Source organism: Paucibacter sp. Y2R2-4 (genome assembly GCF_025717535.1).
In the GTDB taxonomy this organism is placed as follows: Bacteria; Pseudomonadota; Gammaproteobacteria; order Burkholderiales; family Burkholderiaceae_C; genus Paucibacter_A.
The window spans coordinates 795,731-819,605 of the sequence record NZ_JAJIRO010000002.1; the positions used below are offsets into that span (position 1 = coordinate 795,731).

General features: G+C 62.2%; 21 protein-coding genes. 8 read left to right on the forward strand and 13 right to left on the reverse strand.

Going from position 1 to position 23,875, the window contains the following annotated elements:
* Positions 1-4: 4 nt before the first annotated feature.
* Genes LNV06_RS10430 through LNV06_RS10450 form a run of 5 tightly spaced genes read right to left on the reverse strand, consistent with a single transcriptional unit; the run spans position 5 to position 4,420 of the window.
* Positions 5-973, reverse strand: a complete 969-nt coding sequence (locus LNV06_RS10430) for a tyrosine recombinase XerC (RefSeq protein WP_263538181.1) — start codon at positions 971-973, stop codon at positions 5-7.
* A gap of 17 nt (positions 974-990) precedes the next feature.
* Complete coding sequence (locus tag LNV06_RS10435) at positions 991-1,722, reverse strand: DUF484 family protein (protein WP_263538350.1); 732 nt, start codon at positions 1,720-1,722, stop codon at positions 991-993.
* Positions 1,723-1,730: 8 nt separating this feature from the next.
* The gene (gene dapF / locus LNV06_RS10440; protein WP_263538182.1) at positions 1,731-2,588 is read right to left on the reverse strand and encodes a diaminopimelate epimerase; all 858 of its coding nucleotides are present in this window, start codon (positions 2,586-2,588) and stop codon (positions 1,731-1,733) included.
* Between the two features lie 45 nt (positions 2,589-2,633).
* Positions 2,634-3,524, reverse strand: coding sequence for an LpxL/LpxP family acyltransferase (locus tag LNV06_RS10445; protein WP_263538183.1), 891 nt, complete (start codon positions 3,522-3,524; stop codon positions 2,634-2,636).
* Between the two features lie 2 nt (positions 3,525-3,526).
* Positions 3,527-4,420, reverse strand: a complete 894-nt coding sequence (locus tag LNV06_RS10450) for a lysophospholipid acyltransferase family protein (RefSeq protein WP_411970098.1) — start codon at positions 4,418-4,420, stop codon at positions 3,527-3,529.
* Positions 4,421-4,596: 176 nt separating this feature from the next.
* Between LNV06_RS10450 and metK the strand changes: the two genes are divergently transcribed.
* Positions 4,597-5,778 carry a methionine adenosyltransferase gene (gene metK, locus LNV06_RS10455; RefSeq protein ID WP_263538184.1) on the forward strand — a complete coding sequence of 394 codons (1,182 nt, stop codon included), beginning with the start codon at positions 4,597-4,599 and terminating at the stop codon, positions 5,776-5,778.
* Between the two features lie 761 nt (positions 5,779-6,539).
* On the opposite strand, the gene LNV06_RS10460 is transcribed toward metK, so the two are convergent.
* The 7 genes from LNV06_RS10460 to LNV06_RS10490 all read right to left on the reverse strand — a co-directional run bounded on the left by LNV06_RS10460 (position 6,540) and on the right by LNV06_RS10490 (position 14,338).
* On the reverse strand, positions 6,540-7,373 hold the full coding sequence (locus LNV06_RS10460) for a M48 family metallopeptidase (RefSeq protein WP_263538185.1): 834 nt from the start codon (positions 7,371-7,373) through the stop codon (positions 6,540-6,542).
* A 39-nt stretch (positions 7,374-7,412) separates the two neighbouring features.
* Positions 7,413-8,192: a lysophospholipid acyltransferase family protein gene (locus tag LNV06_RS10465; protein ID WP_263538186.1), complete on the reverse strand. Its 780-nt coding sequence runs from the start codon at positions 8,190-8,192 to the stop codon at positions 7,413-7,415.
* A complete protein-coding gene (gene gmhB, locus LNV06_RS10470; protein WP_411970099.1) occupies positions 8,192-8,842 on the reverse strand; it encodes a D-glycero-beta-D-manno-heptose 1,7-bisphosphate 7-phosphatase in 651 nt (216 codons plus the stop codon). The genes LNV06_RS10465 and gmhB overlap by 1 nt, the downstream gene beginning before the upstream one ends.
* Before the next feature lie 18 nt (positions 8,843-8,860).
* On the reverse strand, positions 8,861-10,966 hold the full coding sequence (gene glyS / locus LNV06_RS10475) for a glycine--tRNA ligase subunit beta (protein WP_263538188.1): 2,106 nt from the start codon (positions 10,964-10,966) through the stop codon (positions 8,861-8,863).
* Between the two features lie 3 nt (positions 10,967-10,969).
* Complete coding sequence (gene glyQ / locus LNV06_RS10480; RefSeq protein WP_263538189.1) at positions 10,970-11,911, reverse strand: glycine--tRNA ligase subunit alpha; 942 nt, start codon at positions 11,909-11,911, stop codon at positions 10,970-10,972.
* A gap of 79 nt (positions 11,912-11,990) precedes the next feature.
* Positions 11,991-13,463, reverse strand: coding sequence for an apolipoprotein N-acyltransferase (gene lnt / locus LNV06_RS10485; RefSeq protein WP_263538190.1), 1,473 nt, complete (start codon positions 13,461-13,463; stop codon positions 11,991-11,993).
* Entirely contained in the window at positions 13,463-14,338 is an 876-nt protein-coding gene (locus LNV06_RS10490) for a CorC family transporter (protein ID WP_411970100.1), read from the reverse strand. The genes lnt and LNV06_RS10490 overlap by 1 nt, the downstream gene beginning before the upstream one ends.
* 138 nt (positions 14,339-14,476) lie before the next feature.
* Here LNV06_RS10490 and LNV06_RS10495 point away from each other — a divergent pair, with 138 nt between their 5' ends.
* The 6 genes from LNV06_RS10495 to LNV06_RS10520 all read left to right on the forward strand — a co-directional run bounded on the left by LNV06_RS10495 (position 14,477) and on the right by LNV06_RS10520 (position 21,145).
* Positions 14,477-15,523 (forward strand): CobW family GTP-binding protein, encoded by a 1,047-nt coding sequence (locus LNV06_RS10495; protein ID WP_263538191.1) that lies wholly within the window; start codon positions 14,477-14,479, stop codon positions 15,521-15,523.
* 153 nt (positions 15,524-15,676) lie between these two features.
* On the forward strand, positions 15,677-16,402 hold the full coding sequence (gene dksA, locus LNV06_RS10500) for an RNA polymerase-binding protein DksA (protein WP_263538192.1): 726 nt from the start codon (positions 15,677-15,679) through the stop codon (positions 16,400-16,402).
* A 112-nt stretch (positions 16,403-16,514) separates the two neighbouring features.
* On the forward strand, positions 16,515-18,320 hold the full coding sequence (locus LNV06_RS10505) for an STAS domain-containing protein (RefSeq protein WP_263538193.1): 1,806 nt from the start codon (positions 16,515-16,517) through the stop codon (positions 18,318-18,320).
* 66 nt (positions 18,321-18,386) lie between these two features.
* Positions 18,387-18,935: an ATP-dependent protease subunit HslV gene (hslV, locus tag LNV06_RS10510; protein ID WP_263538194.1), complete on the forward strand. Its 549-nt coding sequence runs from the start codon at positions 18,387-18,389 to the stop codon at positions 18,933-18,935.
* Positions 18,932-20,251, forward strand: a complete 1,320-nt coding sequence (hslU, locus tag LNV06_RS10515; protein WP_263538195.1) for an ATP-dependent protease ATPase subunit HslU — start codon at positions 18,932-18,934, stop codon at positions 20,249-20,251. The genes hslV and hslU overlap by 4 nt, the downstream gene beginning before the upstream one ends.
* Positions 20,252-20,359: 108 nt before the next feature.
* On the forward strand, positions 20,360-21,145 hold the full coding sequence (locus tag LNV06_RS10520; RefSeq protein WP_263538196.1) for a potassium channel family protein: 786 nt from the start codon (positions 20,360-20,362) through the stop codon (positions 21,143-21,145).
* A gap of 7 nt (positions 21,146-21,152) precedes the next feature.
* On the opposite strand, the gene LNV06_RS10525 is transcribed toward LNV06_RS10520, so the two are convergent.
* Complete coding sequence (locus LNV06_RS10525; protein ID WP_263538197.1) at positions 21,153-21,938, reverse strand: type III pantothenate kinase; 786 nt, start codon at positions 21,936-21,938, stop codon at positions 21,153-21,155.
* Positions 21,939-22,136: 198 nt separating this feature from the next.
* Between LNV06_RS10525 and LNV06_RS22580 the strand changes: the two genes are divergently transcribed.
* Positions 22,137-23,840, forward strand: coding sequence for a methyl-accepting chemotaxis protein (locus LNV06_RS22580; protein WP_318013472.1), 1,704 nt, complete (start codon positions 22,137-22,139; stop codon positions 23,838-23,840).
* Positions 23,841-23,875: the final 35 nt, after the last annotated feature.

Here is a 23,875-nt window from a genome sequence, read left to right on the forward strand (position 1 = left end):
GACATTAGTTTTTTCGCTTCGCCCGCGGGTGCGCGGCGTCGTAGATTTTCGCTAGGTGTTGAAAGTCCAGCTGGGTGTAGACCTGGGTGGTGGTGATGTGGGCATGGCCCAGCAGTTCTTGCACCGCTCGCAAATCACCACTGGACTGCAGCAGATGCGAAGCAAAGGAATGGCGCAACATATGCGGATGCACATGGCTGGGCATGCCTGCGGCCAAAGCACGCTGTTTCAGCATGGCGCGAATCTGCGAAGCGCCGAAACGAGCCCCACGAGCGCCGACAAACAAGGCCGCCTCATCCGCACGAGCCAATTGCCCCCGCACCGCCAGCCATTGCTGCAGGGCTTGCATCGCGGCTGCGCCGACGGGCACGCTGCGGCGCTTGGATCCTTTACCCAGCACATGAGCCTCGCCAGCCTGTTGATCCACCCAACCCAGCGCTTGAACGCTGGCCAACACATCCAGTCCGACCACCTCAGAAATCCGCAAGCCGCAGCCATACAGCAACTCGACCACACAGCGGTCGCGCGCCTCGGTGCGCACGTCCAGTGCTGCGGCCTCGGGCTGGTAGTCCGCCAATTGCACGGCATCGTCCACGCCCAAGGCTTTGGGCAAAGGCTTAGGCGCTTTAGGCGCTCGCAATCCTTCAAAGGGATTCAGATCCACCAAGCGCTGTTGACCCAGCCAGCGATACAAGCCTCGCCAGACCGACAGCATCAAAGCCAGGCTACGCGGGCCGAGATCGCTTTGCGCATGCAGCGTGGCCAACAAAGCGCGCGCCTGATGCGAACGCAGCGTCAGCAGATTTTGGCCACGCTGTGCAGCCAAACCCTGCAAACGCCGCAGGCCGTCTTCATAAATGAGCAAGGTGCGTGGCGCCAGTCGGCGCTCCACCCGGACATGGCTCAAATAATCCAGCAGTTGAGAGGCCAGCGGCTCCGGCGCATCCGCAGCGTTGAAATCTTCTTCAGACACGCCTAGGCCGCATGCGATCAGGGCTGCGTGGATTCAGCGCCGGCGCCCTTGCCCGCGCCGTTCTGAGGCGCCAGGCGCGACAAAGCCGCGCTGGCGATCTCACCCACACGCGACAAGAACTCGGTGCCCATCTCCGCGGTGTAGCGAGTCGGATCGGGCGAACCCAGCACCAGCAAGCCAATGCTCTGGCCCGGCTGCGCGCCCAAGGTCAGCGGAATCAAGGCCAGGGAGCTGGCGTTGGCGGCCGCGCCCTCCTCACCACTCAACCAGCGCGCCGCCTCAAAGCCGGAGTTGACGCCGCAATAGGGCTGACTCAGGCTGGCCGCAAAGCTCTTCACATCTTGGCTGACAGCCTGAGCGAACTCAGCCCCAGCGTGCTCGGGCGCCACATCCCAAAGGCGCAAACCCGCCAGCGGAATCATGAACTGGTGGCGCAACTCCTGCGTCAACACCGCCGGCAGCTCGGCCGGCTGTGCCGTCAGCATCAGACGTTTGGTCCAGCGATGCAGACGGTCGGCAATGGCCACATTTTCTTGGCCGTTGCGGATCATCTCGATGATCTTGAACTCCAGGCCCTTGATCTTCTCGCGCAGCATTTCGGCCTGACGCTCTTGCAAGGAAACCGCGCGGGCACTGTGCGGGTGGGTCAATTGCACCGAAGCCAAGAGTTCGGCGTGGCGCTCAAAAAAGCCCGGCGTATTGGCCAAAAAGTCCGCGATGTCTTTTTCGGTAATGCCCTGCGTACCCAGTTCTTTACTCACAGCTCGATCTCTCCTTCAAACACGGTTTGCGCAGGTCCTGTCAAGAACACCGGCGCTTGCAGACCGGCGCTCAGGCCGGCCCATTCGATTCTCAAATCACCCCCGCGGGCATGCACTTCCACCGCCTCGTCCAGCAAACCCAAACGGATGCCGGCCACCACGGCAGCGCAGGCCCCCGTGCCACAGGCCAGGGTTTCGCCGGCATCGCGCTCAAACACCCGCAGTCGCACCTCTTGGCGCGACACGATTTGCATAAAGCCGGCATTGACCTTGCGCGCAAAGCGCGCATGCGCCTCCACCAAGGGTCCGATCCGTTCCACTGGCGCTGCGTCCACATCGGCAACCAATTGCACCGCATGCGGGTTGCCCATGGACAGCACGGCGACTTCACAAGCAGCCTCAGCCAGCGGCCATAAGTCGAAGCCACCCAAGTGGCGAGCGTTCAAGCCCTGCGAATCAAAGGGCAGGCGCGCGTGTTCAAACACCGGCGCGCCCATGTCCACGCTAACCCGGCCGTCTTCGCGCAAATGCAATTCCAGCAAGGCATTGACGGTCTGCACCCGGATGCTGCGCTTGGGGCTGAGGCCTTTCTCGTTCACATAACGAACAAAGCAGCGGGCGCCATTGCCGCAGTGCTCGACCTCGTCACCGCTGTTGTTGAAGATGCGGTAGCGAAAGTCCACCTCGGGCGAGTCGCTGCGCTCGATCACCAAGATCTGGTCACAACCCACGCCAAAGCGCCGATCGCCCAAACGGCGGATCTGCTCGGGGCTCAAGGTCAAGGGGGCTTGCAGGGCATTGATGACGCAAAAGTCATTGCCCGCGCCCTGCATTTTGGTGAAGCGCAGTTTCATTCTTGGATTATCACCGCGCGCCTCTGCGTGGCACCTGGCTCGCCCTCAGTTGTAGAAAGACGGCTCGCCCTCCGGTCGTGTCTTGAAGCGTTTGTGCACCCACAGGTACTGCGCCGGGTTCTCGCGCACCCGCGCTTCCAGCCAGGCATTCATCTGCGTCGCATCCGCCACCAGGTCGCCGCTGGGGTAGCCCTCGGGCGCGGCCCAAGCCTCGACCACATAGCCTTGGCCGCCCGGCAGCATGGTGACGATCAAGGGTTGCACCACCATGCCCATAGAACTGGCGATCTTGGAGGGCGCAAGCAAGGTGCAGGTCGACACGCCGAAGAAAGGCACAAAGGCCGAATCCTTGACGCCAAAGTCCATATCGGGCGCGTTCAAAAAGGCATAGCCTTGGCGAATCAAGCGCAAAACGGGGCGGATGCCCTCGTGCCGGTCGACAAACGCGGTCTTGCCGAAGCGAGCACGGCCCGCCAGCATGCGGGCGTCAAACACCGGATTGCTTTGCGGCTGATAGACATCAACGCCCGGATTTTTCTGATTCAACATCAGCGCCGGCGCGGCCCATTCCAGGCCCGCGAAATGCGGCAACACCCACATCACCGGCGCTTCGCTGGTCTCGGCCAGTTTGATGTCTCCCTTGATCTGAACCAGGCTTTGCAGGCGCTCGGCCGAGGCAAACCAAAGCAGACCTCGCTCCAACACGCTGCGCCCCATCCAGCCAAAGTGCTCACGCGCCAGTTGCTCACGCTCAGCAGCGGAGCGCTCGGGAAAGCAGAGTTCCAAATTGCGCAAGGCAATCCGGCGACGGCGTTTCGCCAGATGCCAAAGCAGCCAACCTAGACCGCGACCCAAGGCCGCCAAGATCGACAGGGGCAAAAAATGCAAGAGCCACAACAGGCCGATGGCGAAATGCGCGGCGAGGCGAGATCCCATGTTCAAGCCTCCCGTCCGGCGTCAACGTCGGCAGGCGCGACGCCAATATCGAGGCCGCGGGGTTGCTTGTAGCGGTTGTAGCCCCAGAGGTACTGCTCGGGGGCCAGGCGGATCAACTGTTCCATGGATTGATTGATGAGGGAGGCTGCGGATTCTGGCGCGGAATCGGCCGAAATTTCGGGCCCCGGGTAGACGTGAATGGCATAACCGCGCCCGGCGCTCAGTCGCTCCCCCCAAATCAGCAACGGTGTCGCACCGGTTTGTTGCAGCAAACGCGCCGCCAAAGTCATGGTGTAGGCCGAGCGGCCAAAGAAAGGCGCCCACACCCCCAAGCCCTCGGGCGGCACCTGATCGGGCAAGAGACCAATGGTTTGACCACGGCGCAGCGCGCGGATCATTTGCCTCACACCCGCCAAAGTCGCGGGCGCGGTGGCCAAACCTGGCCGACTGCGCGAGGCCTCCACCACGGTGCGCAACCAAAGCTGCCGCGCCGGACGATACAAGACGGTGATCGGAGCCTCCGGGCTGGCAAAGCGCTCGGCATAGGCTTGCGCGGTGATTTCGAAACAACCCAAATGCGGCGTCAACATCACAATGCCTCGCCCATGAGCCAGCGCCTGTTCGATCAATTCAGCGCCATGCCAGCGCACAAAATCCCCCAGCGGCAAACTCGGCGGGCGCATCCACAACCAGGGGATCTCCATCATCATGCGTCCGGCACCGGCAATGCCCCCACGCGCCGCGCGCCACGCCAGTCCAGCGATCTGCACATTCGCCTGGTAGCGACGCCGATAACTGGCCGAAGCCCAATAGGTCAACCAACCCATGCTTGCACCCACACCGTGCAGCACACGCAAGGGCAATTTCGCCAGGGTTCGGAACAGCAGCATCAACATATTTCTATAATCTCGTTATCGCCGAGTTAATTTGGACAACTTGCGGGGCGATGCGGGCTTTATTCAAATGAATGAAACATCCGCCGGGCAGCGATGCTCAACAAATGCTGCTAAAGCGTTCGCCGCGTCTCCCGACAGCACGGCAACGCCGATCAACTGTTAACTGGAGTGTAAAAGTGGCGAACAACGATTTTCTCTTTACTTCTGAATCTGTCTCTGAAGGTCACCCCGACAAAGTCGCGGACCAGATCTCGGACGCGATTCTCGACGCAATCTTCGCCCAAGACCCACGCTCGCGTGTGGCGGCCGAAACCTTGACCAACACCGGCTTGGTCGTGTTGGCCGGTGAAATCACCACCAACGCCCATGTGGACTACATCCAAGTGGCGCGCGACACCATCAAGCGCATCGGCTACGACAACACCGAGTACGGCATCGACTACAAGGGTTGCGCGGTGCTGGTCGCCTATGACAAGCAAAGCAACGACATCGCCCAAGGCGTGGACCATGCGTCTGATGATCACCTGAACATCGGCGCCGGTGACCAAGGTCTGATGTTTGGCTATGCCTGCGATGAGACGCCCGAGCTGATGCCCGCGCCCATCTATTACGCTCACCGCCTGGTGGAGCGCCAAGCGCAACTGCGTAAAGACGGCCGCCTGCCCTTCCTGCGCCCTGACGCCAAGAGCCAGGTGACGATGCGCTATGTGGACGGCAAGCCGCACTCGATCGACACGGTGGTTTTGTCCAGCCAGCACAGCCCCGAGATGAGCGACGGCAGCAAGATGAAGCCCGAGTTCATCGAAGCGGTGATCGAAGAAATCATCAAGCCGGTGCTGCCGCCCGCTTGGTTGAAGGAAACCAAGTATCTGATCAACCCAACCGGCCGCTTCGTCATTGGCGGCCCGCAAGGCGATTGCGGTCTGACCGGCCGCAAGATCATTGTTGACACCTATGGCGGTGCCTGCCCGCACGGCGGTGGCGCCTTCTCCGGCAAAGACCCCAGCAAGGTGGATCGCTCGGCCGCTTATGCCGCCCGTTATGTGGCCAAGAACATCGTGGCTGCCGGCCTGGCTCGCCAATGCCAAATTCAGGTCGCCTACGCCATCGGCGTGGCCAAGCCCATGAATGTGACGGTGTACACCGAAGGCACCGGCGTGATCAGCGACGACAAGATCGCCGCCCTGGTCAACGAGCATTTCGATCTGCGCCCCAAGGGCATCATCCAGATGCTGGACCTGCTGCGCCCCATCTACGCCAAGACCGCCGCCTACGGCCACTTCGGTCGCGAGGAGCCCGAGTTCACGTGGGAGCGTACAGACAAAGCTGCAGCGCTGCGCGCAGCGGCTGGCCTGTAAAGCCACTCACAGTCTTTAGGCTCTAGCCCTCTCGCCAAGCCCGCGCCCTGCGCGGGCTTTTTGTTTGGCCTTTGCTGCTGAGGGCAAATGGCGGGATCTGGCGCATTGCGGTCTTTAGGGTTCCTCTTGCAGAGGCCATCGGGGGCACGATTCCGCTCATGTCCTCCGGCTCTGGCTGCGCCAGACCCTCCCCCTTTACTTCGCTTCACCGTACCCCCGACGCCCTCGGCGATTGTTCTTGCGCCACGACCAATCCTGCCGGAGCAGGACGGCTGGGCGCTCTGAACCGCGAGGTAAATGAGGAGACCCGGGCGCAAGCTCGGGGCGGGGGACTGAGCTCGGACTCAAGGCGTCCTGAGGACGGCTTGAGCCTAGCGAAGGGCTGGTCCGCTGGACCAGACAGGAGCGGCGTGAAGCCCCCAAGTGGCTTGATCGCCGCCAAGCCAAAGGACTGCAAAGCGCCATTTGCAGCCAAGCAATCCAAAAACCTCGGAACAAAAAAAACCGCCGGCACTGAGCAAGAGCCTTGCTAGGTGGCGGCGGGTTTTCAGCCTTTTATTTTGGCAAACAGCGAAAGGCGAACTTGAAGCCTTGCGAAGTGATCGGTCTTGAACTGATCCTGTTTGCTGGCGATGACAGCATGTGAAGAAAGTTTGCTGGAAGGCCAAGACATCAACAAGCCCCCCTTTGGTGGGATAGCCCCATCCACGCAAACTCACGTCTGGTATTCGCCTGGTATTTTCGGTTTGAAGTGCCGATTTCTACTCGGCAATGATGGACTCATCGCGCAACTGGCTGCGGGCCTGCTCAAACTCAGGCAACACTGAGCGCACCACCTCCCAGAAGCGGGCGCTGTGGTTCATCTCGCGCAAATGAGCCAACTCATGCGCCACCACGTAGTCGATGATGGCGGGCGAGAAATGGATCAAGCGCCAGTTCAGGCGAATCGAGCCATCGACACTGGCGCTGCCCCAGCGGGTTTGGGCCGAGCTCAGGCGCAAATGTTTCATCTCCACACCCAAGGCCTGCGCAAAGTGTTGGCAGCGAGGCTCAAACACTGCGCGTGCACGGCGCTTGAGCCAAGCTTGCGCCAGATCGCGAATCTGCTCTTCGCTGGCTTGCGCTGGCAGCCCCAAAAGCAGCAAGGCGCCGGTTTCATCCAGACGCACACCCGTCAGGTTTGGGTCTAAACGCAGCCAAACTGGCTGGCCCAGATACCTCAACATACCGCCTTCACGCCACTCGATTCGTGCCGCTTCGACACGCCGAGCGCGCTCGCCCTGCTCGACCAGCTTGCGCAAGATCCAATCTGATTTTTGCAACAGCGCCCGCTCGATATCGGCTTGCGGCAACCAACGCGGGGCACTGACGCGCAGGCCCTCGGTGCTCACGACAAAGCCGATGCTGCGGCGCCGGGCTCTGCGCAACTCATAGGCGACCCGGTGTTCACCCAAGCTCAATTCACGGGTGCTTTTGGCGGAAGGCGAGTCTGCAGCTCCGGGCGCCTTGGCCATGCGGGGCGCCACCGACTCGGTGTCCGCATGAAACAAAGACAGTTGCGAATCTTGCAGGAGCTGAGCCAGTCGCTTGAGCATGCTGTGAGCGCCTCTTGCCGAGAGTGGTAACGATCAGACTTACGCGGCCGCCGCGCTGGCCTTGGATTCGCGGTAGGCCGAGGGGTCAAGGCGACGCATTTCCGTCTCGATCCAGGTTTCGACTTCGCGCATCAATTCGCCAGCCTCTCGGCCCACCGATGGAATCGGTTTGCCAATCGAGATGTCCACCACGCCAGGCCGCAACAAAAAGCTCTTACGGGGCCAGCACACGGCCGAGTTCGCCGCAATCGGCACCACCGGCACGCCGGTTTCGATCGCCAAACGGCTGCCGCCAGTTTTGTACTCGCCCTTTTGACCCCGCGCGATGCGGGTGCCTTCAGGGAACATGATGACCCAATGGCCCAGAGCGGCCAATCGCTTACCCTGCTCGGCCACTTTGGTCCAGGCCTGAGCCCGCTTGCTGCGATCGATATGGATCATGTCCATGCGCGCCATCGCCCAACCGAAGAAAGGCACATATAGCAGTTCGCGCTTGAACACATAGGCCAAGGGGTGCGACATCAGCGCCGGGTAGGCAAAAGTCTCCCAGGTACTTTGATGCTTGGACAAGAGAATCACCGCCGAGCGCCGGTCGGCTTCAGTCGGCAAGTTCTCCATGCCCTGAATGCGCCACTGCACGCCACAGATATAGCGTGCGCCGTAAATCGCCAGACGCAACCATCCCGCGCAAGACCAGTAGACCTTGTCGCCCTTGGCGAACACAGAGATCAACAAGACGGCCAGGGCCCAGGGAATCACCGTGACGGTCAGAAACAAAACAAACAAGAAAGACCGCACAGCGGCGAGCAAGAAAGACATCAGTTCAATTCTCCAGGGCCGGTATTCGGCGGCAAGTCTTCACCGCGCGCATCGGCTTTGCTACGGCGTTCTTCATGAATCAAGGTTTCGGCAAAGGCGCTGAGGCTGGCATGCACCCGCGTGCCAGGCACCAGGGCCACCATATCGGCCAACTGCTCCTCATCCAGCATGCCCAGGCGATCGCTGCGCACCAAGTGCGGAATGCAGCCCGCCGCCTTGGCCGTCTGCAGGTCCCGCAAGGACGCGCCCACCATATGCACTTGCGACAGACCGACGCCAAAGCGCTCGCCAATCTGCAAGAGCAAACCGGGCAAGGGCTTGCGGCAATCGCAGCCCTCTTCCGGTGTGTGCGGGCAGAAGAAGGCAGCGTCCAGGCGACCGCCCTTTTCGGCCAGCAACTGATTGAGTCGCAGGTGAATGGCGTTCAGCGAGGCCATGTCCAAGAGCCCGCGGCCAATACCGGGCTGGTTGGTCGCCATCACCGTGTGCCAGCCTGCATGATTCAAGCGAGCCACGGCCTCCAGTGCACCCGGCAGAGGCTGCAACTCCTCGACCGACTTCACATGATCGTCGCGGTAATGGTTGAGCGTCCCGTCACGCCCCAAGATGACCAGCTTCATGGGGTGACTGTGATCGGAACGCATGGGCATATCCTTGTGAGTAAAGCGTTAGCTGGCCAGGCGCGACAGATCGGCCACACGGTTCATGGCCTCGTGCAGCGTCTTCAAGAGCCCCAAGCGATTGGCGCGCAAGGCCGGGTCTTCGGCGTTCACCATCACGCCATCAAAGAAAGCGTCGACCGGTGTGCGCAAGGTCGCCAGTTCGCGCAGCGATGACTCGTATTGACCCGCGTGGAAGAGGCTGTCCGCAATCGGCCGCACATTCTTCAAAGCCGTCGCCAGATGCTGCTCGGCCGCTTCCTGCAGCAGGGCCTCATCGATACGCGCCGCCACCGCCTGCTCGCTCTTCTTCAAGATATTGCCGATGCGCTTGTTGGCTGCTGCCAAGGAGGCGGCTTCAGGCAAGCCCGCAAAAGCGCGCACGGCCTGCAAACGCGCAGCCACATCGGCGAGGCGCTGCGGGCGCAGGGCCAGCACGGCGTCGACCTCTTGCGCGCTATAGCCCTGCTCGCGCAGCGAGCCAGACAAGCGATCAAAGACAAACTCGCCCAAGGCCACGCTCGGGTCTTGAATCAAAGCACCAAAAGCCGGCACCGCGGCCTGAATCAGGGCATCCAGACCCAGGCCAGACGCGCGCTCGCTGAGCATGCGCACCAAGCCCAAGGCGTGACGGCGCAAGGCAAACGGATCCTTGTCGCCGGTCGGCAACTGACCAATACCGAACATCCCGACCAGGGTTTCCAGCTTGTCGGCCAGAGCCACAACCAAGCCGACCTCGTTGCGCGGCAACTCGTCGCCGGCAAAGCGCGGCTTGTAATGGTCTTCAATGGCGATGGCCACCGCTTCGCTGAGGCCGTCATGGCGCGCGTAATAGCCCCCCATGATGCCTTGCAGCTCGGGGAACTCACCAACCATATCGGTCAACAGGTCGGCCTTGGCCAGATGGGCCGCTTGATCGACTTGCTCGGTCAGCACACCGCCGCCCAACAGCCCCGCAATCGCGCGGGCGATCGCACGCACCCGCTCGACGCGTTCGCCCTGCGTGCCCAGCTTGCCGTGGTAAACCACCTTGGCAAGACCTGGCACCCGATCGGCCAGCGTCTTCTTGCGGTCCTGATCGAAGAAGAACTTCGCGTCGGCCAGGCGCGGGCGCACGACGCGCTCATTGCCTTCAATCACCGCGCTGGCGTCGGCCGGGCTGATGGCGCTGACAACCAGGAAATGATTCGTTAGCTTGCCAGCAGCGTCCAGCAGCGGGAAGTACTTCTGATTGGCCTTCATGGTCAGAATCAGGCATTCCTGCGGCACAGCCAAGAACTCGGGCTCGAACTGGCAGCTCAGCACATTCGGGCGCTCGACCAGAGCCGTCACCTCGTCCAGCAGGGCTTCGTCCTCGATGGGCTTCAGGCCTTGCTTGGCCGCAGCCGCCTGCAGCTGGCGCGCGATCTCGGCGCGGCGCTCGGCAAAGCCGGCGATCACGGCGCCCTGATCGCGCAGCTGCGCGGCATAGCTGTCGGCGCTCTCAATCGTCAACTCAGGCGTGCTGGCCTCGAAGCGGTGGCCGCGCGTGGTGCGGCCCGATTGCAGGCCCAGGGCGGACACGGCCACCAGCTCCGCGCCGTGCAGGGCGACGATGCCGTGCGCCGGACGCACGAACTTCACATCGGTCCAGCCGTCTTTCAGCTGGTAGGTCATGACCTTGGGAATAGGCAGCTTGGCCAGGCTCTCGTCCAGGGCTTTTTGCAGGCCTTCGGCCAGGGTGGCACCGGGCACCAGCTGGTCCAGGAACAGGGCCTCGGCCTTGCCATCGGGCAAGCGCTTGAGCTGGGGCAGCACCGAGGTATCGGCGCCGATGCTGGCCAGCTTCTTCAGCAGGGCCGGCGTGGCTTGACCTTCGGCGTTCAGCGCCACCGCCACCGGCATCAGCTTTTGCTGCACGGCGCGGTCGGCGGCCTTGGGCGCCACATTCGTCAGGTGCAGGCCGAGGCGACGTGGCGTGGCGATGGCGGTCGCTTGCGCGCCCTCGCCCACCAGGCCCTGGGCCTTGAGGCTGTCCACCAGCACGGCGGAGAAAGCCTCGCCCAGCTTTTTGAGCGCCTTGGGCGGCAGCTCTTCGACAAACAGTTCGATCAGCAGGTTCTTGTGCGCGCTCATAACTCAGGCCGCCTTTGCTTTCTTTTCAATCTGGGCGATGACTTGCTCGGCCCATTCCTTCGGTGCCATCGGGAAGCCCAGGCGTGCGCGGCTGTCCAGATAGCTCTGCGCCACGGCGCGTGCCAGATTGCGGATGCGGCCGATGTAGGCCGCGCGCTCGGTCACGCTGATGGCGCCGCGGGCGTCCAGCAGATTGAAGCTGTGGCCGGCCTTGAGCAGCTGCTCGTAGGCGGGCAGCGCCAGCTGCTGCTCCATCAGGTGCTTGGACTGCTTCTCGTGCGCGGCAAAGGCGGTCAGCAGGAACTCGACGTCACTGTGCTCAAAATTGTAGGTCGACTGCTCGACCTCGTTCTGATGGAAGACATCGCCATACTTGATGTCCGGCGCGCCGTCCTTGCCTTCGACGTAGACCAGGTCATAGACCGACTCCACGCCCTGCAGATACATGGCCAAACGTTCCAGGCCGTAGGTGATCTCGCCAGTGATGGGCTTGCAGTCGATGCCGCCGACCTGCTGGAAATAAGTGAACTGGGTCACTTCCATGCCGTTGAGCCAAACCTCCCAGCCCAGGCCCCAGCAGCCAAGGGTCGGGTTCTCCCAGTCGTCCTCAACGAAGCGCACATCGTTCTTCTTCAGATCAAAGCCCAGGGCTTCGAGCGAGCCGAGATAGAGCTCCAGGATGTTGGCCGGCGCGGGCTTGAGCACCACCTGGTATTGGTAGTAGTGCTGCAGGCGATTCGGGTTCTCGCCGTAGCGGCCGTCCTTGGGGCGGCGGCTCGGCTGAACGTAGGCGGCCTTCCAGGGCTCAGGGCCCAGGGCGCGCAGAAAAGTGGCGGTGTGGCTGGTGCCGGCGCCGACTTCCATGTCGTAAGGCTGGAGGAGCGCGCAGCCCTGCTTGGACCAGTAGTCCTGCAGGGTCAGAATGATTTGCTGGAAACTCAGCATGGGCGTGATGGTGAAAAGCCAAACATTGAGGAAAGCGGCCGCGCCAAGACTGAGCAGCCGCTAGAAACTGCGCCCGATTCTACGAGGCGCGCCGACGCCACCCGGCAAAGCCCAACAGCAAGGCCAAAGCCGCGTAGAACGGCCAGAGCCCAAAGGCCTGCAGCCAGCGTGCATAAGGGGTGCTGCCGCTGCGACCTTCGACCTCGGCCTCTAGGACGCCAGTGGTGGCAGGCGCCAGGCGAGCTGTGACGCGACCACGGTGGTCCAGCACGGCGGTGGCGCCGGTATTGGTTGAACGCACAAAGGGCCGCTGAAACTCCAGCGCGCGCATTTGCGAGAACTGCAGATGCTGGTCTTGCACCATCAGCGTGCCGAACCAGGCCAGATTGCTGGCGTTGAAAAACACGGTCGCTGCGGCCTCGCCATTGACGCTGTCCACAATGTCTTCGCCAAACAAATCTTCATAGCAAATCAAAGGGCGCAAGCGCTGGCCGGCCACCGTGAAGCTGCGTTGATGCTGGCCACGCCCCTGGTCGTCCATGGGGATTTGCATGGCGCGCACAAACCAATGGAAGCCGGGCGGTATGAACTCGCCAAAGGGCAGCAAATGGCGCTTGCCGTAGTCGTAAGGCGCATTGCCGCCGAAACTGACCAGGGAATTGACATAGCCGTCCCGCTCATTGCCGATGAACACACCCAAGAGCAAGGGGCGCTGGGCCGCGCTTGTCTGCAGGCGCAGCAAATAGCCTTCGTCCAAATAGTCGAGCGGCAAAGGCACCACCGATTCGGGCGTCAAGACCACCTGGCCTTTTGCGGATTCGATCAGCGTGGCCAGGCGATCCAAGTTCGACTCCATCAAATCGCGGTCAAACTTTTGGTCTTGCGGCACATTCGGCTGCAAGAGCGAGACCCGCAACTGGCCGGTGCTTTGGGTGAAATCTTGCGGCAAGAGCAGACCCAGGCCGATCAAGATGGCAATGGCCAGCGCAGGACGCCAGCGCTGCTGCAGGCTCAAGCCCGCCAAGGCCATGGCCAAAGCAGCCGCCAAGGCCGTGATGCCGTAGACCCCGATCCAAGGCGCCCAAGAAGCCAAGGGCCCGACCGTGTGGGCATAGCCGCCCACAATCCAGGGGAAGCCGGTCATCAGCCCGGCGCGCAGCAACTCGCCGCCTAAGAAACAGGCGGGCCAGATCAGCCAAGGCCAGCCGCGGTAATCCGACGTGCCGCGCAGATAAGCAGCCAGCGCCATCGCCGCCGCGTAATAGCAGGCCAAAAAGGCCGCCAAGAGCGAAATCGCCAGCGCCGCCAGCAGCCAGGGAATATGACCAAACTGGTGCAGACTGACCTGAATCCACCAAACGCCAGAGCCCAGCCAAGCAAAACCGAAGAGACCGCCGCGCCAGGCCGCCTCTTTGGGCGTGGCCGCCCAAGTGACGCGCGCCAACAGCGCCAGCGCCAAGGGTTGCAGCCACCAGAGTTCGGTGGGCGAAAAAGAGGCGGTGTGAAGAAAGCCGGCCAGCAAGGCCAGGCCGGCGGCGAGTCGGCCCCGCATCAGTCGGCAGGCTTATCGGCTCGAGTGACCTTGAACCAGCGCACCGCGCCGCCGCGAGTCAACATCACCGAAAAGCGCAGGCCGCCAACTTCAACCACTTCGCCCCGGCGCGGCACGCGGCCATGCTCTTGGGCGATCAAGCCGCCGATGGTGTCGAACTCGTCCTCGGGGAACTCGATCGCAAAGGCCTGATTGACGGCCGCGATGGTGGTGTCACCGGCCACACGCTGGCTGCCATCGGCCAAGGTGTAGATGCTGGATTCGCCGTCTTTGTCATCGAACTCGTCTTCGATCTCACCGACGATTTCTTCCAGCACATCTTCAATCGTGATCAGCCCGGCCGTGTTGCCGAACTCATCGATGACGATGGCCAAGTGGTTGCGATTCGAGCGGAAATCGCGCAGCAATTCGTTCAGGCCCTTGCTCTCGGGCACGAAGACGGTGGGGCGCAGCAAGGCGCGCAGATTCAACTCGGGCGCGCGCTGGATCTTCAGCAGGTCTTTGGCCAGCAAGATGCCAATGATGTTGTCACGCTGCCCCTCAAAGACCGGGAAGCGCGAGTGGCCGGCATCAATCACCAGCGACAGCAACTCGTCGTAGGGCGCCTCGATGTCCAGCAGGTCCATGCGCGGCGCGGCGACCATCACATCACCTGCGCTCATCTCGGCCATGCGCAGCACGCCTTCCAGCATCTGGCGTGATTCGGGTTCAATCAACTCACGTTGCTCGGCCGAGGCCAGGGTTTCGATCAGCTCGCTCTTGGAATCGGGGCCGGGATGGAGAAATTCCAACATACGGTCCAGCAGACCCCGTGGTTCAGCGGCTTGTTTGTGGCCCCCTCGATGAGAGGGCCGACTAGGATGAGGTTCAGACACAGGAACTTCGTGTCGTAGTTGCACAGGCCTGCAGAATAACCGATTGACATGACTACCCTCTTGCAGGACAGTCACCCGCCCCCATATCAGGGCCAGTCATTCTCTGTGCTTCTCTTCGTGCCTCGGCACCTGAACATCATGTCCAACGAACAAAAAGGCCTCATTCCCGTCACCATCTTGACGGGTTTTCTCGGTTCCGGCAAAACCACCCTGCTCAAGCGCGTGCTGACCGAGGCTCACGGCCAGAAGATCGCCGTGATCGAGAACGAGTTCGGCGAGGAAGACATCGACACCGACATCTTGGTGGCCGATACCGAAGAGCAGATCATCCAGATGAACAATGGCTGCGTCTGCTGCACCATTCGCGAAGACCTGCGCACCACCTTGTCCGACCTGGCCGCCAAGCGCCGCAAGGGCGAGCTGAAGTTCGACCGTGTGGTGATTGAGACCACCGGCGTGGCCGACCCCGGTCCGGTGGCGCAAACCTTCTTCATGGACGATGAGATCGCCGAAAGCTATCTGCTGGACTCGATCTTGACCCTGGTCGACGCGGTGCATGCTGAAGAGCAGCTGAACACCCGCCAGGAGGCACGCCGCCAAGTCGGTTTTGCCGACCAGATCTTCATCAGCAAGGCCGATCTGGTCGAGCCCGCCAAGATCGACGCACTGGCGCACCGCCTCAAGCACATGAACCCGCGCGCGCCTCAGCAAGTGGCTCATTTTGGTGAAGTGGCCCTGGCCAAGATCTTTGATCTGCGCGGCTTCAACCTGAATGCCAAGCTGGAGATCGACCCCGACTTCCTGAATGCCGACGCGCATGATCACGACCATGACCATGACCATGAGCACGGAGAGCATTGCAATCACCCGCACCACCATGTGCACGACGACGATGTGAAGTCCTTCGTGTTCAAGTCAGAGCGCCCCTTCAATCCCGCCAAGTTGGAAGACTTCCTCGGCGCCATCGTGCAGGTCTATGGCCCCAAGATGCTGCGCTACAAGGGCGTTCTTTATATGAAGGGCACCGACAAGCGGGTGATCTTCCAAGGCGTGCATCAATTGATGGGCTCGGACCTCGGACCGAAATGGATGCCGGGAGAGAAAAAGGCGAGCAAAATGGTTTTCATCGGCATCGACCTTCCCAAAGAGATTCTCTTGCAAGGCATGGAAGGCTGTTTGGCCTGAAGTGACAGATAGAAACAATCGTCATTCAAGCAAGATTTAGGCGTTCAATGAACGTGGCTACAATCCGCGGCGCCTAAAGTGCGAGAACTAGCTGGTCCCGACTGAAATCTAGCCTGACAGAGACATAAAAACTGCCAGAGCGAGGAGAGCAACGTGAACAAGACCCAGGCCCCGAAAACCGCCCTTCCGACAAGCTCAGAGGCCTCGAAATCCGACGCCGCTGAGAAGTCTGCAGCCAAAACCACGGCCAAGGCGGCTTCAAAGTCCAAGGCAGATGCCGAGGTCGGGCTTGCCACGCTCGAAGCCAGCCCCACACCGACCGGAACCAGCCGCTTCGCTGACCGATTCGCCCCTCCGAAGCCGCCAACGCGACAAATGAATAGCCCCGTGATTGAAAGCCCTCAAAACGGCAATAAAGCCGCCAAGTCCGACCCGAAACTGGCCAATGCTTGGAAGACCAAGCCCGGCAACGAGCTGACCGATGCCGAAGTGCTGGCCATGCCCGAAACGGAGTACATGGGCGCCAAGCAGATCGAATTCTTCCGCGCCAAGCTGACTGAGTTGAAGAATGGCGTCTTGTCCAATGCCGGTGAAACCACCGAGCATCTGCGTGAAGACACCTCCATCGTGCCCGACCCGGCCGACCGCGCCACCATCGAGGAAGAGCACGCCCTGGAACTGCGCACCCGCGACCGCGAGCGCAAGCTGCTGAAAAAGATCATCCAATCGCTGGCGCGACTGGACAACGGCGAGTACGGCTATTGCGACGAAACCGGCGAGCCGATCGGCCTGGGCCGCTTGATCGCCCGTCCGACCGCCTCGCTGTCGCTGGAAGCCCAGCAACGCCGCGAAATGAAGCAAAAGATGTTTGGGGACTGATCTGATGCCGAGCCAGCGGCCGCTGCTGAACAGTGGCCCGGCTTGCAGCTCAAGTCTTGGGCCCCATGGCCCAGACTGATCGTTCACCCGATTCACGACAGGTCCAGCGCGCATGACAGAACCGAAAGACGGCGAGAGCTTCTTCCGCAAAGTCGCGCGCTTTGTGGCCAACCCAACCACCGATTGGGCTGAAATCAATTCCCGCCAAGATGACCCCGAGGGGGATCAGGCCAAGGCCGAACTGCGCGCCATGGTCGACCGCAAGCGCCGCAACGACTTTGTGCGCAAGCGTGAACTCGATATGTTGCGCCGCATCCGCCGCGAAGGCCTCACACCCGAGCAGCTGGCGGCCCTGGGCTCGGCCGCATCGTCACGATTGGACGATGTCGACCGCATCAGCGAGCTGAATTCCAAGATTGATCTGGGCGTGAAGGCCAAGATCGACGAGATTGAACAGCAAATGGCGGGCGAGCATTTCCCCACCACGCAAGCGCAACCCAAGCATCCGCCCGGTTTTTTTGAAACCAGCACCCGGCCGCAGCACTTTGCGCCGACCACGACCACCGATGCGGCTGCCCCTACGGTGTTGGCCAACTCGCCAACTGGCCGGGTCAGCGAGTTCGCTTCCGCCGAAGAATTAGAGCGCCTGGAATCGGTGCCGCCGCCTGCTGCCGTGGTGATGGGCGCCGGTATGTCGCCGCTGTCGGACGCCAAGCCCAGCGTGCTGCCGAACCTGCCCCATCTGCCTGAAGCGCCTGCGCCGCGCGACTTGCCGCCCTTGGATATGCCCTTGAGCTTCAGCATCGCGCAGCGTGCCCCAATGGCAGAGTTGCGCGAGATGGTGCACGACCCCGAGTTGGACGAAGCGGTGATCGCCTTCGCCAATGCAGACTACGACAGCTGCGAGCGCAGCATTCATGAACTGATCCAAGCCGGCGGCCAGCGCAATCTACAAGGCGAAACCTGGCTGGTGATGTTTGATCTGTTCCGGGCAACCGGCCAAGCCGCCAAGTTCGAAGCGCTGGCGGTGGACTATGCGCAGTTGTTCGGCCTGTCCGCGCCGCAGTGGTACTCCATGCCCAAGCTCTTGGCCGAGGCCGCCAAATCGGTGCGTGCGCCCATGGGCAAATCGGCCGGCGTGAGCTGGGCGGCCCCTGAGCAGCTGAGCGCCGAAGCGGTCGCACAACTGAGCAAGCGCTGTCAGAACCTGCCCATGCCCTGGGTGCTGGACTGGTCAGCGCTGCGCCAACTGGACGCCGAGGCCTGCAGCCAGTTGCGCAGCTTGTTCCGCGCTTGGGCCGGCCAACAAATCGATATGCGCTGGGTGGGCGGCGATCATCTGCTGCAATTGCTGACCGAGCTGGCGCCTGTGGGCCTGCGCGATGTGGACCCGGCCTTGTGGATGTTGCGCCTGGAAGCGCTGCGTCTGATCAACCGCCCGGACCACTTTGACGAAGCGGCCATCGACTATTGCGTGACCTACGAGGTCTCCCCGCCGAGCTGGGAGCGTAGCCAGTGCCGGGTGCGACTCGGCAGCGTCGGCATGTCCACCATGGGCCCAGCCACCAACTCGATGGCCACCGAGCAGTCGACCAGCTTCCTCGAGTCCCAGATCACCGAGCAAGGCGCACCCGAGTCCAGCGTCACCCTGGAGCTGAGCGGACAACTCAGCGGCGATATTTCTGAGCGACTCAGCCAGATGACGGCGGAGATCGGCAACGCCACGGTCATCAACGTCAGCTGCCCCAAGCTGATCCGCCTCGACTTCATGGCCGCCGGCGATCTGCTGAACTGGGTCTTGAGCCGGCGCAGCGAGAACCGCAGCGTCACCTTCAGCGAGGCGCACCGCTTGGTGGCCTTGTTCTTTGTGGCCATGGGCATCAATGAACATGCCAAGATCAAGGTGCGCCAGGTCTGAGGGTTCGCGCTGCGGACAAAGTCGCAGCGCTTGAAGTCACGGTCTTTGACCTCAGATGGAGCGGCTATGGACCAACAATCTCCCCTCTTTCACGGCACGACCATCGTCAGCGTGCGCAAAGGCAATCAGGTCGCGATCGGCGGCGATGGCCAGGTCACGCTGGGCAATATCGTCGTCAAGGCCAGCGCGCGCAAGGTGCGCAAGCTGCACCGCGATCAGGTGCTGGCCGGTTTTGCCGGCGCCACCGCCGATGCCTTCACCCTGTTCGAGCGCTTTGAAGCCAAGCTCGAGAAGCACCAGGGCCATCTGACCCGTGCCGCGGTGGAGCTGACCAAGGACTGGCGCACCGACCGGGTGCTGCGCAAGCTGGAGGCCATGTTGATCGTGGCCGACCGCACCGCCACCTTGATCATCACCGGCAATGGCGACGTGCTGGAGCCCGAACATGGCATTGCCGCCATCGGCTCCGGCGGTGCCTACGCGCAAGCCGCCGCACGCGCTCTGCTCAAGCACAGCGAACTCAGTGCCGCCGACATCGTCAAACAGTCGCTGGAAATCGCCGGCGATCTGTGCATCTACACCAATCACAACCACACCCTGGAAACGCTGGAATGAGCAGCATGACCCCTCAGGAGATCGTCTCCGAACTGGATCAGCACATCGTGGGCCAGAACGCCGCCAAGCGCGCCGTGGCCATTGCCATGCGCAACCGCTGGCGGCGCCAGCAGGTGGATGACAAGCTGCGCGCCGAGATCACGCCGAAAAACATCTTGATGATTGGCCCCACCGGCGTCGGCAAGACCGAGATCGCACGCCGCCTGGCCCGCCTGGCCGGCGCGCCCTTCATCAAGGTGGAAGCGACCAAGTTCACCGAGGTTGGCTATGTCGGCAAAGATGTGGATGCCATCATCCGCGACCTGATCGACGTGGCCGTCAAGCAAGAGCGCGAGCTGCAGATGAAGCGCCAGCGCTTGCGCGCCGAAGACGCCGCCGAAGACCGGGTGCTGGACATCCTGGTGCCCGGCAGTGATGCTGAAAACACCGCCCGCCAGATCATGCGCAAGCGCCTGCGCGAAGGCAGCATGAACGACAAGGAGATCGAACTCGATCTGCTCGATGCCAAACCCAGCATGGAGATCCTCACACCCATGGGTCAGCCCGGCATGGAGGACATGGCCGAGCAGCTCAAGAGCATGTTCTCGCAGATCGGTGCGGGAAAAAAGAAAACCCGCAAACTCAGCATTGCCGAGGCCTTGAAGCATCTGGTGGAAGAAGAAGCCGCCAAGCTGCTCAATGAGGACGAGATCAAGGCGACCGCCCTGCAAGCGGCGCAAGAGATGGGCATCGTCTTCATTGATGAGATCGACAAGGTCTGCTCACGCTCCGGGCACATGGAAGGCGGCTCCGCTGAGGTGTCGCGTCAGGGCGTGCAACGTGATCTGCTGCCCCTGGTCGAGGGCACCACGGTCAACACCAAATACGGCATGGTCAAGACCGACCATATGCTCTTCATCGCCTCGGGCGCCTTCCACCTGGCCAAACCCAGCGATTTGATCCCTGAGTTGCAGGGTCGCTTCCCGATTCGGGTGGAGTTGAGTTCGCTGTCTGTCGATGACTTCGAGGCCATCCTCACCAGCACCCATGCCAGCCTGGTCAAGCAGTACCAAGCCCTGCTCGCCACCGAAGGCGTGACGCTGGAGTTCAGCGCCGACGGCATCCGCCGCATGGCCGAAATCGCCTTCGAGGTGAATGAGCGCACCGAAAACATCGGCGCGCGCCGCCTCGCCACGGTGATGGAGCGCCTGCTCGACGAGATCAGCTTCGATGCGCCCAAGCTGCAAGGCCAGACCATCACGCTGAGCGCCAGCGAGGTCAACGCCAAGCTGGGCGAATTGGCCAAGAACGAAGACCTGTCGCGCTTTATTCTCTGAACCTTGCTCTGACTGTTGCTCTGATTTTTCAGACGCAAGCGGTGGCTCCGTGCGATGCTTGACCCACATCAAGCATCGACGGGCCCTGCGGCCCTAGGCTAGCCACCCATGCCACATCGTCTGACCACGCGCACCTGGGGATTGGCCCGCCCGCCGGCCATGAATGCCGCCGCCTTGCGGACCGAAAAGCGCTGGCGTTGGCCGGTGTTGATCGGCCTGCTCTGCACCATTCCGGCCTTCTACATCGAGCTGCTGGAAAACCTGCCCACGCCGCTGGCGGTGGCCATCTATCTGGGCGCGGCCGGCTTGATCGTGTTGTCGCTCGCCCTGGTAGCGCGTCAAGTCAGCCACCCCAAGCAGTATCTGCGCAGCAATGCGATGGATCTCTTGCTGGTCATTGGTTTGCTGGCCGCCGCCTTGCTCCCCCCCAGCTTGCACTCCGAGCTGGCCCTGGGCCTGCGCCTTTTTGTGGCCTTGCTGACCTTGGTACGCATGGTCTGGGCCATCAAGTTCTGGGTGACCCGAGGCGGCTTGGGCTATTTGCTGGCCCTGGCCATGCTGGTGCTGTTTTTCTGCGGCGTCGGTTTTTGGGCGCTGGAGCCGCGCGTCAAGACCTTGGGCGACGGCCTTTGGTTGGCCTTCACGACCGCTGCGACGGTGGGTTATGGCGATATCGTGCCCACGACCTCGGCGGCCAAGATTTTCTCCGTCTTCGTGGTCTTGCTGGGCTATGCGGTGCTGTCCCTGGTGACGGCGGCCATCGCCTCATTCTGGGTTGAAAGCTCGGAGCGCCGCATGGAACAAGACATCCTGCGCGATATGCATGCGCAGCTGCGCAAGGTGCATGAAGAGCTGGCCGAGTTGAAAAGCCAGCTGAAGTCAGACCGCGACTGACTGAGGCCTAGAGCGCCAGTCGGTGCGACTGCAAGGCCAGAATGCCGTCAAAGATCAAGGAATCGAGCAGCTCATGCTCGATCTCCAGCGTGGGCGCCACTTTCCAACCAGCGCCGCCGGTCATCAGCGTCAGCGGCACTTCTTGCGAGCGTTTGCTCAAATGCCGGTGCATGCGCTCGATGGCCCCCGTGATGGCAAAGGTACCGCCGCTGGTCAGGGCGTCCGAGGTGTTGGTCGGGAATTCGCTGACTTCGCCGGTGGGCACGCGCAGACCCGCCGTGCCGCCCTCCAAGGCACGCAACATGATGCCGTGGCCGGGCATGATCATGCCGCCCAAGAACTTGCCTTCGGCGTCCAAGGCGTCCACCGTCACCGCTGTGCCAATCATCACCACCAGGGCTGCGCGCGGCTTGTCGTAGACCCCCGCCTTGCAGCGCGCCATCACATGAGAACGCGCACCGACCAGGGCCACAAAGCGATCCGCGCCCAGTCGGCCGGGATGGTCATAGCCATTGGTGACGCCGCCCGCATGGCTGCTCGACACCACCCAACGCGCCTCCACATCCCAAAGCTCTAACTGTTCCTCCACACGGCGGCGCACCGCATCGCCAGCCACATTGCAGCCCAAAACGCTGTGCGGCTCGGGCAGATGCCGCCAGTCGCCATCGGCCAGCTGATCAATGGTCTCCAGAAACACCGCCCCATGGGCCAAGAGCACCGCACCGGGTTGCGGAGAAGCGTAGAGCGCCCATTTGAGGCGGGTGTTACCGATGTCGATGGCCAGAAAGCTCATGAAATCAAGGAGAAGCTGTCAACTATTGCCAGCCTAACAGTTCTTTTGCAGTGAATCGGGGCTCAGGCTCGCTTTCAAAGCGACGATATTGCTCAACGGGAGTCAAACAGATCCGTCGGGCCTAGACCTGCTCAGCAGGCGCGGCGACAAGTGGCACAGCTGATGCCGCAATACCGACCTTTGGGACAGTTCTGCACCATGAAGTCACTTTCCATTTCGGCCCGCTTGTGGATGCCGGTGATCGTCTTGGCCATTTTTGTGGTGTTGATGACCACCGTGGCCTCCAGCCGCACCCAAGGCCTGATCGCCAAGGCCCAAGCCGCTCAACATGAGCAACAGCACAAGATCGAGATGGCCTTGCGCTGGCGCGGTCTGGTCGAGACCCAGGGCGCGCGTCTGGCCGCCGCCGGCGAGGCCGGCTTGCCCGAAGCTGCCAAGGCCGAGGCCCAAGCCAATGCGAGCGAAAGCGCCGATCTGCAAAAGCAGCTGGAAGCCCTCAGCACCGACAGCGAAGAAAAGTCCCTGCTCGACAAGATCAAGCGCGCCCATGAGGACTACAGCGCCGGCAAGAGCAGCGCGCAGCTCAAGACCTATTTGGACGCGCAGCAAGTCTTCATCAAGCTGCAACTGGACAAATCTGACCGCCTGCGCGAGGCCGCCGGCGCCGAGCGCATGCGTACCGTTTGGATGGTGGCCTTGGTGATGGGCTTGATTGTGCTGGGCCTGGCCGTAGCCACGCGCTTCTTGGTCAAAGCCATCAGCCAGCCCTTGCACCTGCTGGCCCAACAGGCCGAGCGCATCGGCAGCGGCGACTTCAGCAGCCCGATCGCGCATGACCGCCAGGACGAGATTGGCGCCATGCAAGCGGCCCTGGGCGCCATGCAAGACGCGCTCAACCGCGTGGTCGGCGAAGTGCGCCGCAGCGCCGACAGCATCCAAACAGCCAGTACCGAAATCGCTTCCGGCAACTTGGATCTGAGCCAGCGCACCGAGCAAACCGCCAGCAATCTTCAGCAGGCCGCCAGCGCCATTGGTCAGCTGACCGGCGCAGTGCATCAGAGTGCCGACAGCGCCAGCACCGCGAATCAACTCGCCAGCACCGCCGCCCAAGTGGCCCAGCGCGGCGGCCAAGTGGTCGGCCAGGTGGTCGCCACCATGGAAGAGATCAACAGCAGCTCCAAGCGCATCAACGACATCATTGGCGTGATCGACGGCATCGCCTTCCAGACCAATATCCTGGCCTTGAATGCCGCTGTGGAAGCTGCGCGAGCAGGCGAGCAAGGCCGCGGCTTTGCCGTGGTGGCCAGCGAGGTGCGCTCACTGGCGCAACGCTCGGCTGAGGCCGCCAAAGAAATCAAGGCGCTGATCGGCGTCAGCGTGGACAAGGTCGAGGCCGGCACCCGCCTGGTGCAAGACGCCGGCAGCACCATGGACGAGATCGTCGCCAGTGTTGGCAAGGTGACCGACATCATTGGCGAAATCCGCGCCAGCACCGTTGAGCAAAGCTCGGGCATCAGCAGCGTCAATGGCTCGGTCGGTCAACTCGACCAGATGACCCAGCAAAACGCCGCTCTGGTGGAAGAGAGCGCAGCAGCGGCCGAGTCGCTGCGCGATCAAGCCAGCAAGCTGGCCGGCCTGGTCAGTGAGTTCAAGCTGCAAGGGGCGAGCTACGCCGGCCCGGCAGGGAGCAATAGCTACAAGCGGCCTGCCGCAGCCCCTGAGAAAAAGGGGCACGCGTCGGCCCTCAAGCCCGCGCCCAAAGCCGCGCAGCCGAACGACGCTCAGTCAGCGCCTGTCGCCAAAGCAAAGATCCCAGCGCAAGCCCCTGTCCGCGCGCGCAGCCCGAAGCCCAGCGCGGCAAGCGAAACGGCTGGCAATGATGGGGACTGGGAAACCTTCTGACCTTCTGATGTCCGGCGCCAGCCGACAAGAATGAG